Raw genomic sequence first — 17,559 nt, 5'->3', positions numbered from 1 at the left:
CAAAGAATAAAGAATAGATAATAAAGAATAAATAATGTGCAAAGTGGCCTAAGGCCACTTTGTTTTTTATATAATGAAATTTTACGAATGTAGTGAGTAAAATAACCATATCTATTCTTCATTCTCTATTCTTTATTATTTAAAGAACCGGTGTTATAATATAATTGTATCTATAAATAAGCATTGGAGGGTTAATTGTATGGATAAAATGATAATGACACCGGGGCCAACTGAGATAAATGAAGAGGTTAGGATGGCTATGGCAAAACCTATTACAAATCCTGATTTAGATCTTGAGTTTTATGAATTTTATAAAGATACAACGGAGAAGGTACAGAAACTTCTAAATACTAAAAATGATGCCCTTATATTATCGGGAGAGGGTATCCTTGGACTTGAAGCAGCCTGTGCTTCACTTATAGAACCTGGAGATAGGGTTTTATGTATTGATAATGGAATATTCGGTAGAGGATTTGGGGATTTTGTTAATATGTATGGTGGGGATTGTGAATATCTTAGTCTTGATTATAGAAATCCTGTGGATATCTCTAAACTAGAGAAATTTTTAGAAGAGGATAATGATTTTAAAATGGCGACATTTGTACATTGTGAGACTCCATCGGGGATATTAAATCCAGCTAAAGAGATATCTCGATTACTTAAGAAACATAATATACTTACAGTAATGGATGCAGTATCATCAGTAGGTGGGGAACCTGTAGATGTTGATGATTGGAATGTAGATATAGCTTTAGGAGGTTCCCAAAAAGTATTATCGGCCCCTCCAGGAATAACATTTTTAACAGTAAGTGATGATGCATGGGATGCCATGGATAATAGAGAAGCTCCCATTGTAGGTATGTATTGTAATCTAACAATATGGAGAGGTTGGTATGATAAAAAATGGTTCCCATATACTCAACCGATAAGTGATATATATGCCTTTAATAAGGCCCTTGAAATATCATTAAATGACGGGGAAAAATACCATAGGCATGAAAAAATAGCCAGTGCTACAAGAAATGCAATTATAAACTCAGGTCTAGAACTTTATCCCAATGGGGGATATTCAAACACATTAACAGCTCTATGTGTTCCTAAAGGTTTAGATGATAAGAAAATAAGGAAACATTTAGTAGATAAATATAAAATAATGATAGCAGGAGCATTTGCAGCCCTTGATGGTAAAGTCCTTAGAATAGGCCATATGGGGGAAAATTGTAGAGAAGAAAAGGTGTATAAAACATTAAAATATCTAGATAAGACCTTTAGAGAGTTTAATGTAGATTTAAAAAGTAAAATCCATGAAGAGTTTGTAAAGAACCTAGATTAATACTGGTTAAAAGTTAGTATTTAGGATATAGCCAATGTAAGGAAAAATGTCCGCCAGTCCTCGGATTTGGAAAATATGGAGAAACGGTCAAAAATAGAATTCTAAAAGATTTTCTCCCTTATTCTATATTTTCACAAATCCTTCGGGGTGGCTACCATTTTTCCTTACGTTGGCTATTTACATTTTACTAACAGTATAAATACCCACTTTTAAATCGGTATTTTTTATTAACTCTCCTCTATCCACTCTCCGTTCTCAACTACGAAAGTTTAATTTGCTAAATTAATAAATAAACAATATAATAAAGGGTAAAATATAACTTTAACAACTTTTCTTTGAGGTGATACTAATGGATATGGATTATATAAAAGATAAAATAAAGGATAAAAGGGCAAAACCAATGGGGATAAAGAATGAGTTTTCCGTAATAGCACCTCTTTTATACGTAGATGGAGAAATACATCTATTATATGAAGTAAGGGCTAAGCACTTAAATAGACAGCCCAATGAAATATCCTTTCCAGGAGGTAAAGTAGAAGATGGTGAAACATTTAAAGAAGCTGCCATAAGGGAAACCTATGAAGAGTTAAATATAGATAAATCTAATATAAGATTAATAGGAGAGTTAGATTATATACCTACCCCATATAACTTTCACATACATTCATACTTAGCAGAGCTTAAAAATATAGAAAGGGATAATATAAGATATAGCATAGATGAGGTGGATCATATATTCACTGTTCCAATTAAGTTTTTTTTAAGAAACAACCCCAAACTTTATTATGCCAATTTAGAAACCTTTGTAGAAGAAGATTTTCCCTATGATTTAATCCCAAATGGAAAGAATTACAAATGGAAAAAGGGAAGATATCCGGTGTATTTTTATAAATATAAGGAGTATATTATATGGGGGATAACGGCAAGGATTACTAAAAATCTAATAGACCATTTATTAGGTTAAAATAGTTTTTGGAGTGAATAATATGAAAATAACTAAAAGAGCTGTTGCATCTGTAACAATTATTGTAATAATTATAAGTTTAATTCTAGGGTTAGTTTTTGGTATTAAGGTAACCCATATATATGGGCAAATAGTTAATATGTTAAGAAAATCCTTTGGACTTATATTTTCAATTTATATTTTCTTTCTAGGGTTAGTTATATTTCTTGAAAATAAAAATCCAGCTAAAACCATATCGTGGCTTTTAGTATTAGCTTTAATTCCAGGTTTAGGATTTATTTTATATTTATTTTTAGGTCAAAACATAAGAAAAAAATATAAATTTAAAAAGAAAAAATATAATGACTTTAAACATCTTGAAGAAATTGTAGATATAGAAAAGGAATATTTAAAGCAAAGTAGACCCTTTAGTGATAGTGAAAGTAATGTGAAAAATAGGCTTATAAACCTCCTTTTAAGAAATTCAGAATCTCCCTTTACAGTAAATAATAAGTGTAAGGTTTTAACCAATGGAAATAATACCTTTGATGCAATAATAAAAGAACTTAAAAGTGCCAAACATCACATACATATGGAGTATTACATAATTAAAGATGATGATATAGGTAATAGGATTAGAAAAATATTAATAGATAAGGCTAAAAAAGGTGTAGAGGTAAGGGTTATATATGATAGTGTTGGATGCTGGAAATTAAGCAGGAGATATATAAAAACTTTAAAGAATGCAGGGGTAGAAATACACTCATTTTTACCGGTGTTTTTACCGGTGCTTAGTAGAGAACTTAACTATAGAAATCATAGAAAAATATTAATAGTAGATGGAAGGACAGGGTTTCTAGGTGGTCTTAATATAGGGGATGAATATTTAGGTAGAGATAAAAAAATTGGATTCTGGAGGGATACCCATTTAAAAATAGAGGGAGAAGGAACATATTTTCTTCAAAATATATTCCTAAAGGATTGGGAGTTTGTATCAAAAAAATATGTTTCCGGTAGAGAATATTATCCTGAATTAGGTTATTATGGAGAAGAACTCATACAACTAACCTATAGTGGACCAGATTCCCATTGGCAATCTATTATGCAAGCATATTTTACTATGATATCAAATGCGGAGAAGAAGATATGGATAACTACCCCATACTTAGTTCCAGGAAGCAGTATAACAACGGCCCTTATATCAGCTGCATTAAGTGGGGTTGATGTAAGGATAATAATACCTAGTAAACCGGATCATCTATTGGTACATTGGGCATCCATGGGAAATGTTGAAGAATTATTAAAAGCTGGAGTAAAGGTATATAAATATGAAAATGGATTTATACATAGTAAAGTATTATTAGTAGATGAAGTGGCTGCCTCAGTGGGAAGTGCTAACTTAGATATACGGAGTCTTGAGATAAACTTTGAAGTAAATTCATTTATTTATGATAATGAAATAATAAACAAATTAGAACGTGACTTTAAAAATGATATAAAAAATAGTACTAAGATAAAGCTAGAGGAATATGAACAAAGATCGGTATTTTGTAAATTTAAAGAATCCATAGGAAGGGTGTTTTCGCCATTACTTTAAAGGAAATGCACCTTTGGTCCTTATTTGCTTAGTGCAGAGTGCAGGGTGAAGAGAATAGGAAGTTGGTGAGCCTATAATATAGGTAATACTCAATATATACCGTTGTAGGGCTTCAATATATTGAAGCTCTTAGGTCTTCTTTTAGAAGACCTATTATGCCAAAGTAGCTTTGAATTCATTTGAAGGATTCATATTTCGTTGCTGGGGGATTGGTAATCCCCAGCTTTTTAATTATCAATATTTTTATACATAGTAATAGCTTTCTTCCGTTGAAGGGAATGATCAACTATGGGATTAGGATAGTCCTTTCCTATCACACATCCTATATCCTGTTGAAGTTCCATGGGCATTTTATAAGGAATGTGTATATACTCATCGGGAACATTTTTAAGTTCCGGTACATACTTTCTTATATAATTACCATGGGGATCATACTTTTCCGACTGGGTGATTGGGTTAAATATTCTAAAGTATGGCTGGGGATCGGTACCAGTTGATGCAGCCCATTGCCATCCCCCATTATTAAGGGCTAAATCATAGTCTATTAAATGCTTGTCAAAAAATTTCTCACCCCATCGCCAATCTATTAATAAATCCTTTGTTAAAAAGGAAGCAACTATCATTCTAAGCCTATTATGCATCCAGCCTTCCTTTAAAAGTTGTCTCATGCCGGCATCCACAAAGGGATATCCAGTTTCCCCTTTTGTCCATTTATTGAACATGTCTTTATCATTCTCCCAATTCACCTTATCATATTTTTTTATATAAGAAGAATCCTTAATATGGGGATGATGATATATAATTTGAAAATAAAAATCTCTCCAGGCTAATTGTCTAATAAAGGCTAAGATATTATCTCTATCATCTTTAGATTTTGTTTTATTTAATAAATCTAAGGATTTATAATAGATAGTCCTTATTGATATTGTTCCAAATCTTAAATGGGGAGATAATTTAGAAGTTATATCCCTATAGGGTATATCTCTATATTTCTTATAATTTATTATCTTATTGTTTAAAAATTCTTCTAATATCTCATGACCTAGACTTTCTCCTCCAAGGGTATTACCACTATTTAAGGACTCTGTATCTACTGAATAAGTATTAGGAGTATTTAGAGTATCTGGTATAGGATATATAGGGTATTTTTTTAATGTTGACCACTTTCTATAATAATAAGTAAATACAGAGTAAGGGGTCTTATCCTTTTTTAAAATTTCCCTTCTTTCATGAAGAACTGAGTCTTTATAGGATTTTATCTTAATATTTTTATCGGCAAAATATTCCCATATTTCCTTGTCCCTATGAACTGCATAGGGTTCATAATCCCTATTGAAATGTATACTATCTATATCAAACTCATTAGATAAATTCTTTAGTACATCTAAAGGATTTCCTTTCCTTACTATTAATCTAGAACCTAGAGACTTTAAATTTTCATTTAACTCTTTTAATGAGAAAAAAAGAAAATCTATACGCTTTTTACAAATGTCTTTATTATCTAATATATTTTCATCAAGTATAAAAATAGGTAAAACATTGTTATGGTCCAATGTGGAACTATATAATCCAATATTATCATGAACCCTTAAATCTCTTCTAAACCAAAAAATATTATATTTCATAGTGTTTACCTCCATTAAATATGGTATATATAATTATATAGTTAATTTGTTACTAAAGTATATTTGTCAATACTTATGGTATATATAATTATATACCTTATTTAACTTAAATTTAAACGATGGGGTGATATTTTGGATACTATACTAAAGGATAAAGTAAATGTAGGGATAAGTGGATGTATGTATGGAGGACATCTTAGATACAATAAAAAGGGTTTTGATGTGACATCATATTTTGGAAGGGATAAAAATAGTTTTATATTTCACCCTGTATGTCCAGAGTGTATGGCAGGTCTAGGAGTACCTAGGAGTACAATTCGATTAGTAGGGGGGAATGGCTTTGATGTATTAGATGGCAACGGAAAAGTCATCCAAAGAGGAGGAGAAGATGTTACTGATAAGGTAATAGCCGGTTCTAAAGCCTGTATTGATACCTTAAAAAGGGGAAATGTGGATATATTTATATTTATGGAGGGTAGTCCCAGTTGCGGTGTTAATCGTACAACATTAAAAAATAAAAGATTAGGAAATCCTCCAGGTGTATTTGGAGCTATGCTAGAAAGGGAAGACTTCTTTTTAATAAAGGCTCAAGATGTACAAAGTCCCATAAGAAGATGGGATATAAGAAGGAGAATACATGCATATAAATGGACTAAAAATGTCCAAATAGATTCTAAAAATGATCTATTTGAATTTTGGCATATAATGAAATTCTTATGTCAGGAAATAAATCGTAAAAAAGCCGATGAAATAGGTAGAATGTTGGCTGGATTACCCAAAGGTTTTGATAGGGATAAGACTGAAGAGATAAGAAATAAAGTAATAGACTTACTTAAAGTACCATCAACCGTTGCCAAGATAAAGCAAATGCTTTGGAAAAACTATTGTCACTTTAAGAAAAAATATGATATGGAAGTGGATATGATAAATATGCCAACGGAATATAGGGGAATGAACAAGATAGTAGAGGAGCTTACAGAACTGGAAAAAAGGGCATATTTAGAAGATAAACTATTCGGGTCTACACCTATATTATATAGAGGTAGATAAAAGTTATATAAATAAGTTGTTGGGGGATTCGTAATCCCCCAACTTAATTTATTTGATAAACATCTGTGTCCAATAGGGAGTACCATTTTTATCTACAGCATACCCCACACCTATTTGTGTATAGTTTGGAGACAATATATTTTTTCTATGTCCAGGAGAATTCATCCAACCATCCATAACTTCTGTTGCACTTCTTTGTCCCATAGCTATATTTTCTCCTGCATAACTATAGTTGATACCAAAGTCAGTCATCATTTTAAATGGACTTCCATAGGTTGGCGACGTGTGACTAAAATAATTTTTATCTATCATATCCTGTGACTTATATCTAGCAACCCTTGATAGCTCCCAGTTGTATGATAATGGAGATAAACCACGGCTTTGTCTTTCTTTATTAACTAAGTTTATTACTTCATTTTCTATTGATTTAACATCAGATATATTTGGAATATTAATAGCTTGTCCAGGATATATTAAATCTGGATTTGCCAATTGAGTGTTGCTATTTATAAGTTCAGAAACCCCCACTTCGTATTGAACTGCTATTTTCCATAGGGTATCCCCTGACTTAACTGTATGTGTACCATAATTATTTGCAAATGCTATGTTACCAATAGATAAGACGAGTAAAGAAATGAAAAGTGATAAGAATATATTAGAAAAGTATTTTTTCATAATCGACCTCCTAAAATCGAATATTTGTTTGTCACTTAAATAATTATAACATTTATGTAACAAAGATTATACTCGTAATTTATGTAATGGATGCCTTTGGTTACTTATATAGGATTATAATAGAAAATATTAGGAGGGAGGCTTATAATATAAATATTATGAAAAAATAGAATTATATATTATAATATACCTATGACTAATATATTAAAAAAGGGGAAGTGATAAAAGGTGCAACAGATAAAAAAGATTGATACCACAGATAAAAGAAAGTTTTATAACTATATGAATATGAAACTTACAGGACTTATATGTGAAGAAGAGGACTGGCTTGCTAATCTATCAAATGCATCGGCTCTACTGTGGCTTTTGTTAGATGATATAAACTGGGCAGGTTTTTATCTACATAAAAATGGAGAACTTATATTAGGTCCATTTCAAGGGAAACCGGCATGTACCCATATTGAAATAGGAAAGGGTGTATGTGGTACAGCAGCAAAAACTAGAGAAACACAGGTAATAGAGAATGTATTAGAATTTTCAGGACATATAGCCTGTGACAGTGCATCAAGATCAGAGGTAGTGGTACCAATAGTTAAAGATGACAAACTAATAGGAGTCCTAGATATAGACAGCCCTAACTTTGATAGATTTAATGAAGAGGATGGGAAGTATCTAGAGAAGTTTGTTAACACATTAAATAAATACGTTAATTGGGAAGATATTAAGTAACATGATGTAGGGACTGGATACATCCAGTCCTCTTATTTTTAGTTGATGGACACTAGCATCTAGTTGATAGATATTTGCATTTAGTTGCTAGGAGATTCCCATTTAGTTACTAGGAGATTCCCATTTAGTTACTAGGAGATTCCCGTTTAGTTACTAGGAGATTCCCGTTTAGTTACTAGGAGATTCCCATTTAGTTGTTAGAAGATTTTTATTTAGTTGTTGGGGGATTCGTAATCCCCCAACCTATTTCTCCTCTATTTATTTAACAGTGATCTGATGATAAACCTTCTTACCTTTTCTTATCATTAACTTTCCATCATTAAAGTCATCTAAAGCTACTTTGTGGTTATTATCTGTTATTCTGTTATCATCTATATATATACCGCCCTGTTTTATAAGTCTTCTACCTTCACCATTAGAAGAAGTTATGCCTATTTCCTTTAGTATAACAAATAATGGCATAGGCTCATCAAATGTTTCTCTTTCCATTTCTGTAGATGGAATAGAGCCTTGGTCCATGCCACCTCCAAATAATGATTTGGCAGCCTTTTCAGCTTTTTTGGCTTCCTCTTCACCGTGAACTATTTTGGTGAATTCATATGCTAATATTTCCTTAGCCTTATTTATCTCAGCCCCTTCTAGGGAACCAAGTCGTCTTACTTCATCCATAGGTAGGAACGTAAGTAGGGCAAGACAGTTTTCCACATCTGCATCATTAACATTTCTTAAGTATTGGTACATGTCGTAAGGGGAAGTCTTATTTTCGTCTATCCATACTGCTCCGTCTTCAGTTTTACCCATTTTTTTACCTTCACTGGTGGTAAGAAGTTTAAAAGTAAGTCCATATGCAGATTCACTTTTTACCCTTCTTATAAGGTCAACTCCTCCTAATATATTAGACCACTGATCATTACCACCTAGTTCTAACTTACAGTTATATCTGTTGTTAAGTTCTAAAAAGTCATAGGACTGCATAAGCATGTAGTTAAATTCTAAAAAGGACAGTCCCTTTTCCATGCGAGATTTGAAGCATTCTGCCGTTAGCATTCTATTAACAGAGAAATGTCTACCAACATCCCTTAAAAAAGGTATATAGTTTAGACCCTTAAGCCAATCGGCATTATTTACGGCTATCCCCTTTTCTCCATCAAGGGTTACATATTTTCCAATTTGATTTCCCATTGCCTCTGCATTTTTATTAATATCATCTTCAGTTAGCATTTTCCTCATTTCTGTTTTACCGGTAGGATCACCAACCATTGCGGTTCCACCACCAATTAAAGCGATAGGTTTATGTCCAGCTCTTTGCATATGCATCATAACCATAACTTGTATAAAATGCCCCACATGTAAACTATCAGCCGTTGGGTCAAAACCTATATAGAATGTTACAGATTCTTTTCCAAGTAATTCCCTAATCTCATCTTCATGGGTGGCCTGCTCAATAAAGCCCCTTTCTTTAAGTATGTCATAAATATTTTCCACATATATCCCTCCTGTTTATTTCAATTGACAATTGACAGTGGACAGTTGACAATTAAGGTGATTTTACTCACTTTGTTCGTAAAATATTATATTTTAAATCGGCTTCAGCCGAGTTATACCTTAATTGTGCCCTGCCAATTGTCAATTTCTAATTTGGCTAGTTGTTGGGGGATTCATAATCCCCCAACTTATTTCAAATAAAAAAAGGGTCCTCTCATCCCTAAAGGACGAGAAAACCCGTGGTACCACCTTAATTTGCATTTTTAAATGCCTTTATATCATTATAACGTATGATTTACGCAATGGTTTCCCATTGAAACTCCAGAGTGTAATTCGATTCTTTATGTACTATAGACTTTTCACCACCAGTCTACTCTCTAAAGTTGTAACCATAAAGACCTACTTTGCTCCTTCAGTGTTTTAATATTTATTTTATACTATATACTAATTATATTATTCTATTTTGTCAAGTAAATTATAACAATTTATTTATTAACAATTTTTTTAGTTCATTTAACGGGAGCTAATAATCCCCTAACTTACTTATTAAAATCCACTTAAATCCAGTTGTTGGAGGGAGTAATCTCTCTAACTTATTTATTAAGACCTAGTTTAAGTCCAGTTGTTGGGGGATTCGTAATCCCCCAACTTATTTATTAAAAATTTCTTTAGATAATTTTTTTCCCGTTTTAGAAGCGGCTATACCTCCCAAACTTGTTTCCTTTAAATCATGGGATAAAGACTTTCCAACACTATACATAGCTTCAACAACCTCATCAAAGGGAATAATACTTTTAATACCTGCCAATGCCATATCCACAGATATCAAAGCATTGGCGGCACCTATAGCATTTCTTTTTAGACAAGGAACTTCCACTAATCCAGCAACGGGATCACACACAAGTCCCATAATATTTTTAAAGGTCATACTTGCAGCATCAAGACATTGATGTATATCACCACCCATTATTTCCACTATAGCTGCAGCGGTCATGGCAGCTGCTGTACCGGTTTCAGCTTGACATCCACCTTCAGCTCCCGATACAGTGGCATTTTTAGCCACTATATAGCCAATAGCTGAAGCAGTAAAAAGTCCTTTAACTAAGGTATCATCGTCAATATCAAATTCGTCACCTATTGTAATAAAAACCCCTGGAATTATACCACAGGACCCAGCAGTGGGGGCTGCTATGATTCTTCCCATGGAAGCATTTACTTCAAGTACAGCCATGGAACTTGAAACGGCCTTTAACATAATAGTTCCCGATACCGTTTTGTTATTTTCATATCTTTCTTTAAGTAACTTAGCTTCGCCACCTATTAAACCACTTACTGATTTAATATCTTCTTCAAATCCCTTTTTAACTGAATCCTCCATTACCTTTAAATTATTTACCATGGCATTATATATTTCTTCTTTAGAATTACCGCTGATTTCTTCTTCTCGATTAATCATTATTTCCCATATTTTTTTATTTTCCCTGTTACATAAGTCAATAAGTTCATTGCCACTGTTAAAGTCATATCTCATGTAATCACCGCCCTTATATAGAATTAATTATATATGCATTTTTGATACCATTTATGTTCTTTATATCATCAAGGAGCAGTAGGTCCAATTTGTCATCGGTTTCTATAACCATTGATGCTTCTTGCCCCTTATCCTGTCTATAAACACTCATAAAGGCTATGTTTATATCATATTTAGCCAATAATTTTGTAATATTATTAACAACACCGGGATTATCTATATGTTTTGTAAGGATAGCAGGATACTGTCCTGTAAATTCTAATTTCAATCCATTTATTTCTATTATCTTGATATTACCGCCACCTATTGAAGAGCCGGTTACCTCTAAAGAACCACCTTCTTTAAATCTAACGATAAACTTAACGGTATTTGGATGTACATCGCCAAGATTTGTTTCGATAAATTTATATTTAATTTTATTATTTGAAGCTATATTAAGGGAGTCCCTTAATCTCTCATCACTTTCATTAAAGCCAAGGATACCCGCCATAAGAGCCCTATCGGTACCATGGCCTTGGTATGTTTTAGCAAAGGAACCATGGAGTAAAAAATCGATATTATCTATATTGCCACTTATAAGCTTATGTACAAACTTCCCAAGTCTAGCGGCACCAGCAGTATGGGAACTTGATGGTCCTATCATATCGGGACCTATTATCTCAAAAACACTACCGTTCATATTATCACCTTCCTTATGGTATATATAATATATTATAAAGTAAAAATAAAAAATTATATAACTAAATAAATGTAATATATTCAGAACCTACCAAACATTAAAAAAAGTAGCTGATAATCAGCTACTTAAAACTAAGTTCCATTTTATTTTCCCAAAGTCCATGGATATTACAATATGCCATAGCATATATATGTCCCGGTTTATCTAGTTTAAAGTGAGTTACTCCAACAGGTTCAGCGAATACCCCTGCTTCTCCATGGGCAGTAAAATTAAACTCTCCTATTTGCACTGGAAATTTCTCATCATCACCGAAATAAAAAACTTTAATCCATTTTATATGATGTTTAAGTTCATTGGGATGTTTTATTTCATCTCCTATTGAAACCTTCACTTCAATTTCTTCACCTTTTTTTATAGTATTTGGAAGATGGATTACAGGAACATGTTTTTCACCTTTCCAGTCTCCAGTTTGTAATAATTGACCTAAACTTTGCATAAAAAGCCTCCTTATAAATGAAATTCATAACTAGTATTCCTAAAAGGAGTATAATATATGTAACTTCTAATATAAGAAATATAAGGCATTCGGGAAAAAATAATAAGTCAGTATGCTAGTCTATTTTGCATCATACCGCGTCGGCAGAACACGCTGATAGTCCACTATCAACGAATTCTGCCTCCTTGTCTGATACAAAATATCCGTCGCATCTTTGACTTATTATTTTCTTCCGAACACCTAACTTATTCCTTTTCATTTTGAGTTAAGGCTTTTATTTTATTTATTAATTCTTCAGTTAATTCTTTTGAAATAGCTACCCTATAATAATCATCTCTATTTTTTTGTAAAATTGAATCAAAAAAGCCAAGTCTACGGGCCTCATCCTTTATTATTATTTCACCATTATCATATATATAAATATGTTGAACAAAACCATCATCCAAACTTTGTCTACTGCCAAAGGCCATACCAATAGTTTCATAAGAAGGAGTAAGTTCATAATAGATATCCTGTTTTGCCTTCATGATAAGGTAGTATAGTCTATCTAGATTTCTAATATTTTCAATCTCCAGATTTGTTATTTCATTATATAGCTTATCAATTAATTTTTTATCAGACATTTCAACGGATTCCCTATTAAGGAGTCCCCTTATATCCATATAAGATTTTTTATTTGATTTATTAGAATTTTTCTCTATATCTATAGATATAGGTCTTTTTAAGTTTTCCAATGAGATAGTCTTTTCAGGGGGATATAAAAAGTTAATAGGGGCTATGACAAAAACAATACCTACTGGAATTAATAATATTCTTCCCATAAAACTTAAATTACTTTTAGAGTCTTTTTTTGCATTAATAACTTTGTCCCTTATATTTTTAATAAATGCTATTACAAAAATAACGATAACTAAATAGAATAATATAGAAAAAAAAGTCCTATTATCAACAATATACTGATAGGGTTTATAAAATATAGAATAAATAGCATAACATAAAATAAGTGTCATGATCCCTTGAAGGACCAACAAAATATGTTCTCTTACGTAGATTTTCTCTTCACTATATTCCTGGATAAAGTTTATCAGAGGTAGAAAGAAAAGTGATATATTAATAAGGAGTATCCAAGGAATAAAAAATATTATTTTATTTTCCACAACTAAACTAACTTGAAATATTATAAATATAACACATAAAACTAATATGATAATTAAAATAGATTCTAGATTTTCCAGTTTACCTTTATTCATATAAATCCCCCTAACATTTAGTAAACAAATGACATAACCATATTTTAACATATTAAATATAAAAAAAGAAGGGATTTGATTGAGCTATTTCGCTAAAATAGACTTTTTAGTTAACACGGCTTTTGTGTGTTGTTAGAAAACAGTAAAAAACATAAGAAAAAGTTACAAAAAAACAACAAATATGGTACAATGAACTAAAATAAATAAAATAATTACTCAAAAAAGCAAATATATTTTTAAAAGTTAGAGATAGATTAGAAGGAGAATTAAAGTGATAAATTTATCAGGTATTAATAAAAGTCTTGATAAGAGAAAGGTTTTATTGTTCCATAAGATACATATAAATAGCCAGTGGTAAAAATAGGTTATATTATCTTAACGTCATTAATAAGAAAGGAGGTAGTATATGAAAAAAAATAAAAAGGGTATTTTCATAATCACTTTATTATTAGTTTTTGGTTCGATAGCATTTTTCACTATAAACAGATACGGGTTAGACCATTTAGTTGTTATTTTTAATAGAATAGTAAACTTTTAAAATAAGTTTATAAATAATTTTGGGTTTTAAATCCTCTTAAGAGATTCTAAAACCCTTTATATTATTCAGCATCTAAAGTATTTATAGCCTCTATTATTCTATTAGTTAAATCATCAGAAAGGTCGAGTTTATAATAATCAAATTTACTATTGTTAAATAATATATTTAAAAAAGTAATTTCAGAGTCATTGTCTACTATATAAAATTCACCATTATCATAGATATACATTCCTTGAATAAATCCGTCATCTAAGCTTTTATCTTCAAAAAGAGCTAGTTCATGGGAACCATAGGAAGGCTTTAGTCTACAGTAAAGGTCGGCTTTTTTCCTCATGGCAATATAGTATAACTTATCAATATTTCTCATATTTTCTACATTTAGATTGGCTATCTCATCATAGAAATCATTAATTAAATTTTCATTTGATATTTCACCGATTTTTTTAAAGCTATCTTCATAGATATATATTGACGATGGCTTTTTTATGTTTTCTAGGGAAATAACCTTTTTAGAATCATATATAGAATTAACAGTGGCTATTATTGAAATAACTGTTATAAGTATAAGGACTAGTCTTCCTAGAAATGAAGGTATGCTTTTAGATTTTTTTTTAGCATCTAGAACCTGATCTTTTAAAATATTAATTAATGTCATAATAATCAAAAGAAAGTCTAAATAAAAAATTGTATTAAAAAAATATTTATTATTATTAATATACCCATAGGGTTTATAAAAGATGGAATAAACACTATAAATAGAGGCTAGAGTTACTATAGTCCTTAAAACTAAAATAATATTCTCTTTTATATAGATTTTATTTTTTTTAACTTTGCTAGTGAAGTTAGCTAGGGGAATTAAAAATAAAAATATAATAGCAAAGACTATCCAAAGTATTAGAGTTAGAATAGCAGGGTCGCATCCAATAAAATTGAAAAGATTAGAAAAGATTAGTATTAGAAACATAATTATTGTAAAGGCTAAAACTATTTTAATTGGGTCTATTTCTTTTGTATTTTTATCTTTATTATTAGCCATACAAATCCCCCTTCATAAAAATATACATCAATATTTTAACACATTAATCCAATTAATGGTAGTCATGAAGAGGGAATATAAAACAAAAAAATTAGCTGGGGGATTATGAATCCCCCAGCTACTAAATTAAAGGGATGTATTATATACCCTTTAACAAATTTATTCTACTGTAATATCTTTGCTATTTTCCCAAAGACCATGAATGTTACAATAACTGATTACGTGAATAGTACCTGACTTATTTAATTTAACATTTGAAACAGAAACTGGTTCGTCATATACTTCCCCTTCACCATGGGCAGTGAAATTATGGGTAGCTATTTCTATTGGGAATTTAGCTCCCTCTGGATGGAAGAATACTTTAAACCATGAAATATGGTGTTCCATTGTATTGGGATGTTTGATTTCATCTCCGATAGATACTTTTAAATCAAAACATTCCTCTGCCTTAACCTTTTCAGGTATATGTATTACAGGTACGTGTTTCTCACCTTTCCAATCTCCAGTTTGTAAAAATTCTCCTAAACTTTTCATTAATATTACCCCCTTATATAATTTAACCTAGTCTTTATATACCCAGTAGTATATATATATAACATACAGGACATATTTTTTTTATAAATTCAAAGAATAAGGATATAGAGAACTACTTATAGCACTAAAAGAGGTTTTCTGTTAAAATGGATATATAAATAGATAAAATTAGGAGAGATATAATGTCTAACATAGAATTAATAGCAACATCAACCTTTGGATTAGAAGCAGTTGTTAAAAGGGAAGTTGAAAATTTAGGGTATACAGATACAAAAGTAGAGAATGGAAAGGTAACATTTAAAGGTGATGAAAGGGCAATTGCTAAAACAAATTTGTGGCTTAGGTCGGCAGATAGGGTATTATTAAAAATAGGAGAGTTTAAGGCCACAAGCTTTGATGAATTATTTGAAAAGACCAAGGCTCTTCCGTGGGATAAATGGATAACTGAAGATGGAAAGTTCACGGTTACAGGTAAGTCAATAAAATCGGAACTATATAGTGTTCCCGACTGCCAATCCATAGTGAAAAAAGCAGTAGTTGAGAAACTAAAGGAAAAATATAAAAAAGAATGGTTTGAAGAAACGGGACCGGAGTTTACAATACAGGTGGCACTTCTAAAGGATAAAGCCACACTTACCATAGATACCAGTGGTGTAGGTCTTCATAAAAGGGGGTATAGGGAAAAGGCTTTAGAGGCCCCCCTTAAAGAAACCCTTGCAGCATCAATGATACAGCTCAGTTTTTGGAATAAGGACAGAATATTATATGACCCATTTTGTGGTTCTGGGACCATAGCAATAGAAGCTGCAATGATAGGTAAAAACATAGCTCCCGGTCTTGGAAGGAATTTTGCTTCTGAAGATTGGCCAATGATAGGCAAAGATGTTTGGAAGGAAGAGAGGGTCAGTGCATTAAAAGCAATAGATCAAGAAACCCAGCTACATATAAAGGCCTCAGATATTGATAAAAGAGCCATAGAAGTGGCAAAGGAAAATGCCTTTGAAGCAGGGGTTGATGATTGTATAGACTTTTATGTGAAGGATGCTTTAGATGTAAATATAAAAGATCAATATGGAGTAATAATATCTAATCCACCCTATGGAGAAAGATTAGGTGAAAAACCAGAAATAGAAATATTGTATAAAGGATTAGGTAAGAAATTAAGGGCCTTAGATACATGGTCTATATATATACTTACATCAGAAGAGGGATTTGAAAAGTTATATGGTAAAAAGTCAGATAAAAGGAGAAAACTATACAATGGAAGAATAAAGGTAGATTATTATCAATATTATGGACCTAGACCTCCAAAGGCTTAGGTTTAACAAAAAATAAAGGAGGAAAAAGAAATGATAGTATCCCATAAGGATAATGTGAAGGAAAAAAGAATTAATAACCCAGAGGTTAAAGATGCCCTTATGAAGGTTTTAATATCACCTAAAGAGGGGTGGGAAGGTCATGTAATGAGGGTATTTGAACTTGGAGAAGGAGGTCATACCCCAAGACACACCCATCCTTGGCCCCATATAAACTATATAATAAAGGGAGAAGGGGTACTCCACTTAGAAGGGGAAGATAAGGAAATAAAGGCAGGATCCTTTGCCTATGTACCAGCAGGGAAATTACATCAATTTATGAACAAGGGAAAAGAGACTCTGGAGTTTATATGTATAGTACCAGAGGAAGGACATAAATAGACGGCTAAAGTTAGCCGTCTGTTTTCTTAGTATGTAAAAAAAACTAATTTTTTATAAATAATCAGGTGGTAGAATAAAGTTATATCAAGGTATATAAAGATTATAGTACAAATTAACACTTATAGAATATAAGCCAACTTTTGTTGTAGCAAATATATGTTACAGCAATATAATATATGGAATATCAGAAGTTTCGCATCTCAAAAATTTTAATGGGCGATAGCCCTTGGATTTACAAGATTAGATTAAGATAAGGTAGAAATCAATAAATTCCTATTTTTACTGGAAATTTTGAAATAAATCTTTACAAAATAAAAGCATCCTTTTACAATAGAATTTGCGAAAAACCACGTAAAAGGAT

General features: G+C 31.4%; 16 protein-coding genes and 1 other annotated feature. Of the genes, 7 read left to right on the top strand and 9 right to left on the bottom strand.

What is annotated here, in order from left to right:
- The first annotated feature begins 199 nt into the window (after window positions 1-199).
- From V6137_RS08760 to cls, 3 genes are all read left to right on the top strand, one after another.
- The gene (locus tag V6137_RS08760) at window positions 200-1,333 is read left to right on the top strand and encodes a pyridoxal-phosphate-dependent aminotransferase family protein (RefSeq protein ID WP_425447537.1); all 1,134 of its coding nucleotides are present in this window, start codon (window positions 200-202) and stop codon (window positions 1,331-1,333) included.
- Between the two features lie 355 nt (window positions 1,334-1,688).
- Entirely contained in the window at window positions 1,689-2,297 is a 609-nt protein-coding gene (locus V6137_RS08755) for an NUDIX hydrolase (RefSeq protein ID WP_425447536.1), read from the top strand.
- Between the two features lie 22 nt (window positions 2,298-2,319).
- Complete coding sequence (gene cls / locus V6137_RS08750; protein ID WP_425447535.1) at window positions 2,320-3,873, top strand: cardiolipin synthase; 1,554 nt, start codon at window positions 2,320-2,322, stop codon at window positions 3,871-3,873.
- A gap of 227 nt (window positions 3,874-4,100) precedes the next feature.
- Here cls and V6137_RS08745 read toward each other — a convergent pair whose 3' ends face one another.
- Entirely contained in the window at window positions 4,101-5,498 is a 1,398-nt protein-coding gene (locus tag V6137_RS08745) for a cryptochrome/photolyase family protein (RefSeq protein WP_425447534.1), read from the bottom strand.
- Window positions 5,499-5,630: 132 nt separating this feature from the next.
- On the opposite strand from V6137_RS08745, the gene V6137_RS08740 reads away from it, so the two are divergent.
- Window positions 5,631-6,548: a 2-thiouracil desulfurase family protein gene (locus V6137_RS08740; RefSeq protein ID WP_425447533.1), complete on the top strand. Its 918-nt coding sequence runs from the start codon at window positions 5,631-5,633 to the stop codon at window positions 6,546-6,548.
- A gap of 48 nt (window positions 6,549-6,596) precedes the next feature.
- On the opposite strand, the gene safA is transcribed toward V6137_RS08740, so the two are convergent.
- Window positions 6,597-7,223: a SafA/ExsA family spore coat assembly protein gene (gene safA, locus V6137_RS08735; protein WP_425447532.1), complete on the bottom strand. Its 627-nt coding sequence runs from the start codon at window positions 7,221-7,223 to the stop codon at window positions 6,597-6,599.
- A 228-nt stretch (window positions 7,224-7,451) separates the two neighbouring features.
- Here safA and V6137_RS08730 point away from each other — a divergent pair, with 228 nt between their 5' ends.
- Window positions 7,452-7,952, top strand: coding sequence for a GAF domain-containing protein (locus tag V6137_RS08730; RefSeq protein ID WP_425447531.1), 501 nt, complete (start codon window positions 7,452-7,454; stop codon window positions 7,950-7,952).
- Window positions 7,953-8,210: 258 nt separating this feature from the next.
- On the opposite strand, the gene tyrS is transcribed toward V6137_RS08730, so the two are convergent.
- The 7 genes from tyrS to V6137_RS08695 form a co-directional block, all read right to left on the bottom strand.
- Window positions 8,211-9,437, bottom strand: a complete 1,227-nt coding sequence (gene tyrS, locus V6137_RS08725; protein ID WP_425447530.1) for a tyrosine--tRNA ligase — start codon at window positions 9,435-9,437, stop codon at window positions 8,211-8,213.
- A 220-nt stretch (window positions 9,438-9,657) separates the two neighbouring features.
- Window positions 9,658-9,862, bottom strand: a binding site (T-box leader).
- 224 nt (window positions 9,863-10,086) lie between these two features.
- Window positions 10,087-10,968, bottom strand: a complete 882-nt coding sequence (gene sdaAA, locus V6137_RS08720; RefSeq protein ID WP_425447529.1) for an L-serine ammonia-lyase, iron-sulfur-dependent, subunit alpha — start codon at window positions 10,966-10,968, stop codon at window positions 10,087-10,089.
- Between the two features lie 13 nt (window positions 10,969-10,981).
- The gene (gene sdaAB / locus V6137_RS08715; RefSeq protein WP_425447528.1) at window positions 10,982-11,647 is read right to left on the bottom strand and encodes an L-serine ammonia-lyase, iron-sulfur-dependent subunit beta; all 666 of its coding nucleotides are present in this window, start codon (window positions 11,645-11,647) and stop codon (window positions 10,982-10,984) included.
- A 121-nt stretch (window positions 11,648-11,768) separates the two neighbouring features.
- On the bottom strand, window positions 11,769-12,143 hold the full coding sequence (locus V6137_RS08710; protein ID WP_425447527.1) for a class II SORL domain-containing protein: 375 nt from the start codon (window positions 12,141-12,143) through the stop codon (window positions 11,769-11,771).
- A gap of 245 nt (window positions 12,144-12,388) precedes the next feature.
- Complete coding sequence (locus V6137_RS08705; RefSeq protein WP_425447526.1) at window positions 12,389-13,393, bottom strand: MraY family glycosyltransferase; 1,005 nt, start codon at window positions 13,391-13,393, stop codon at window positions 12,389-12,391.
- Window positions 13,394-13,992: 599 nt separating this feature from the next.
- Window positions 13,993-14,967: a hypothetical protein gene (locus tag V6137_RS08700; protein WP_425447525.1), complete on the bottom strand. Its 975-nt coding sequence runs from the start codon at window positions 14,965-14,967 to the stop codon at window positions 13,993-13,995.
- Window positions 14,968-15,126: 159 nt separating this feature from the next.
- Entirely contained in the window at window positions 15,127-15,501 is a 375-nt protein-coding gene (locus V6137_RS08695) for a class II SORL domain-containing protein (RefSeq protein ID WP_425447524.1), read from the bottom strand.
- A 182-nt stretch (window positions 15,502-15,683) separates the two neighbouring features.
- On the opposite strand from V6137_RS08695, the gene V6137_RS08690 reads away from it, so the two are divergent.
- A complete protein-coding gene (locus V6137_RS08690; protein WP_425447523.1) occupies window positions 15,684-16,820 on the top strand; it encodes a THUMP domain-containing class I SAM-dependent RNA methyltransferase in 1,137 nt (378 codons plus the stop codon).
- 30 nt (window positions 16,821-16,850) lie between these two features.
- A complete protein-coding gene (locus tag V6137_RS08685; protein ID WP_425447522.1) occupies window positions 16,851-17,198 on the top strand; it encodes a cupin domain-containing protein in 348 nt (115 codons plus the stop codon).
- Window positions 17,199-17,559 lie beyond the last annotated feature (361 nt).

Source organism: Dethiothermospora halolimnae (assembly GCF_037577855.1).
GTDB lineage: Bacteria > Bacillota > Clostridia > Tissierellales > VENL01 > Dethiothermospora > Dethiothermospora halolimnae.
This window is presented reverse-complemented; position numbering and strand designations above follow the sequence as displayed.

Bases quoted from the DNA above. Each gene is read 5' to 3' on its own strand.
- V6137_RS08690 (WP_425447523.1), top strand. From the start codon at position 15,684: ATGTCTAACATAGAATTAATAGCAACATCAACCTTTGGATTAGAAGCA.
- V6137_RS08685 (WP_425447522.1), top strand. From the start codon at position 16,851: ATGATAGTATCCCATAAGGATAATGTGAAGGAAAAAAGAATTAATAAC.
- sdaAA (WP_425447529.1), bottom strand. From the start codon at position 10,968: ATGAGATATGACTTTAACAGTGGCAATGAACTTATTGACTTATGTAAC.
- V6137_RS08710 (WP_425447527.1), bottom strand. From the start codon at position 12,143: ATGCAAAGTTTAGGTCAATTATTACAAACTGGAGACTGGAAAGGTGAA.
- V6137_RS08745 (WP_425447534.1), bottom strand. From the start codon at position 5,498: ATGAAATATAATATTTTTTGGTTTAGAAGAGATTTAAGGGTTCATGAT.
- V6137_RS08705 (WP_425447526.1), bottom strand. From the start codon at position 13,393: ATGAATAAAGGTAAACTGGAAAATCTAGAATCTATTTTAATTATCATA.
- safA (WP_425447532.1), bottom strand. From the start codon at position 7,223: ATGAAAAAATACTTTTCTAATATATTCTTATCACTTTTCATTTCTTTA.
- V6137_RS08755 (WP_425447536.1), top strand. From the start codon at position 1,689: ATGGATTATATAAAAGATAAAATAAAGGATAAAAGGGCAAAACCAATG.
- V6137_RS08700 (WP_425447525.1), bottom strand. From the start codon at position 14,967: ATGGCTAATAATAAAGATAAAAATACAAAAGAAATAGACCCAATTAAA.
- cls (WP_425447535.1), top strand. From the start codon at position 2,320: ATGAAAATAACTAAAAGAGCTGTTGCATCTGTAACAATTATTGTAATA.
- V6137_RS08695 (WP_425447524.1), bottom strand. From the start codon at position 15,501: ATGAAAAGTTTAGGAGAATTTTTACAAACTGGAGATTGGAAAGGTGAG.
- V6137_RS08760 (WP_425447537.1), top strand. From the start codon at position 200: ATGGATAAAATGATAATGACACCGGGGCCAACTGAGATAAATGAAGAG.
- sdaAB (WP_425447528.1), bottom strand. From the start codon at position 11,647: ATGAACGGTAGTGTTTTTGAGATAATAGGTCCCGATATGATAGGACCA.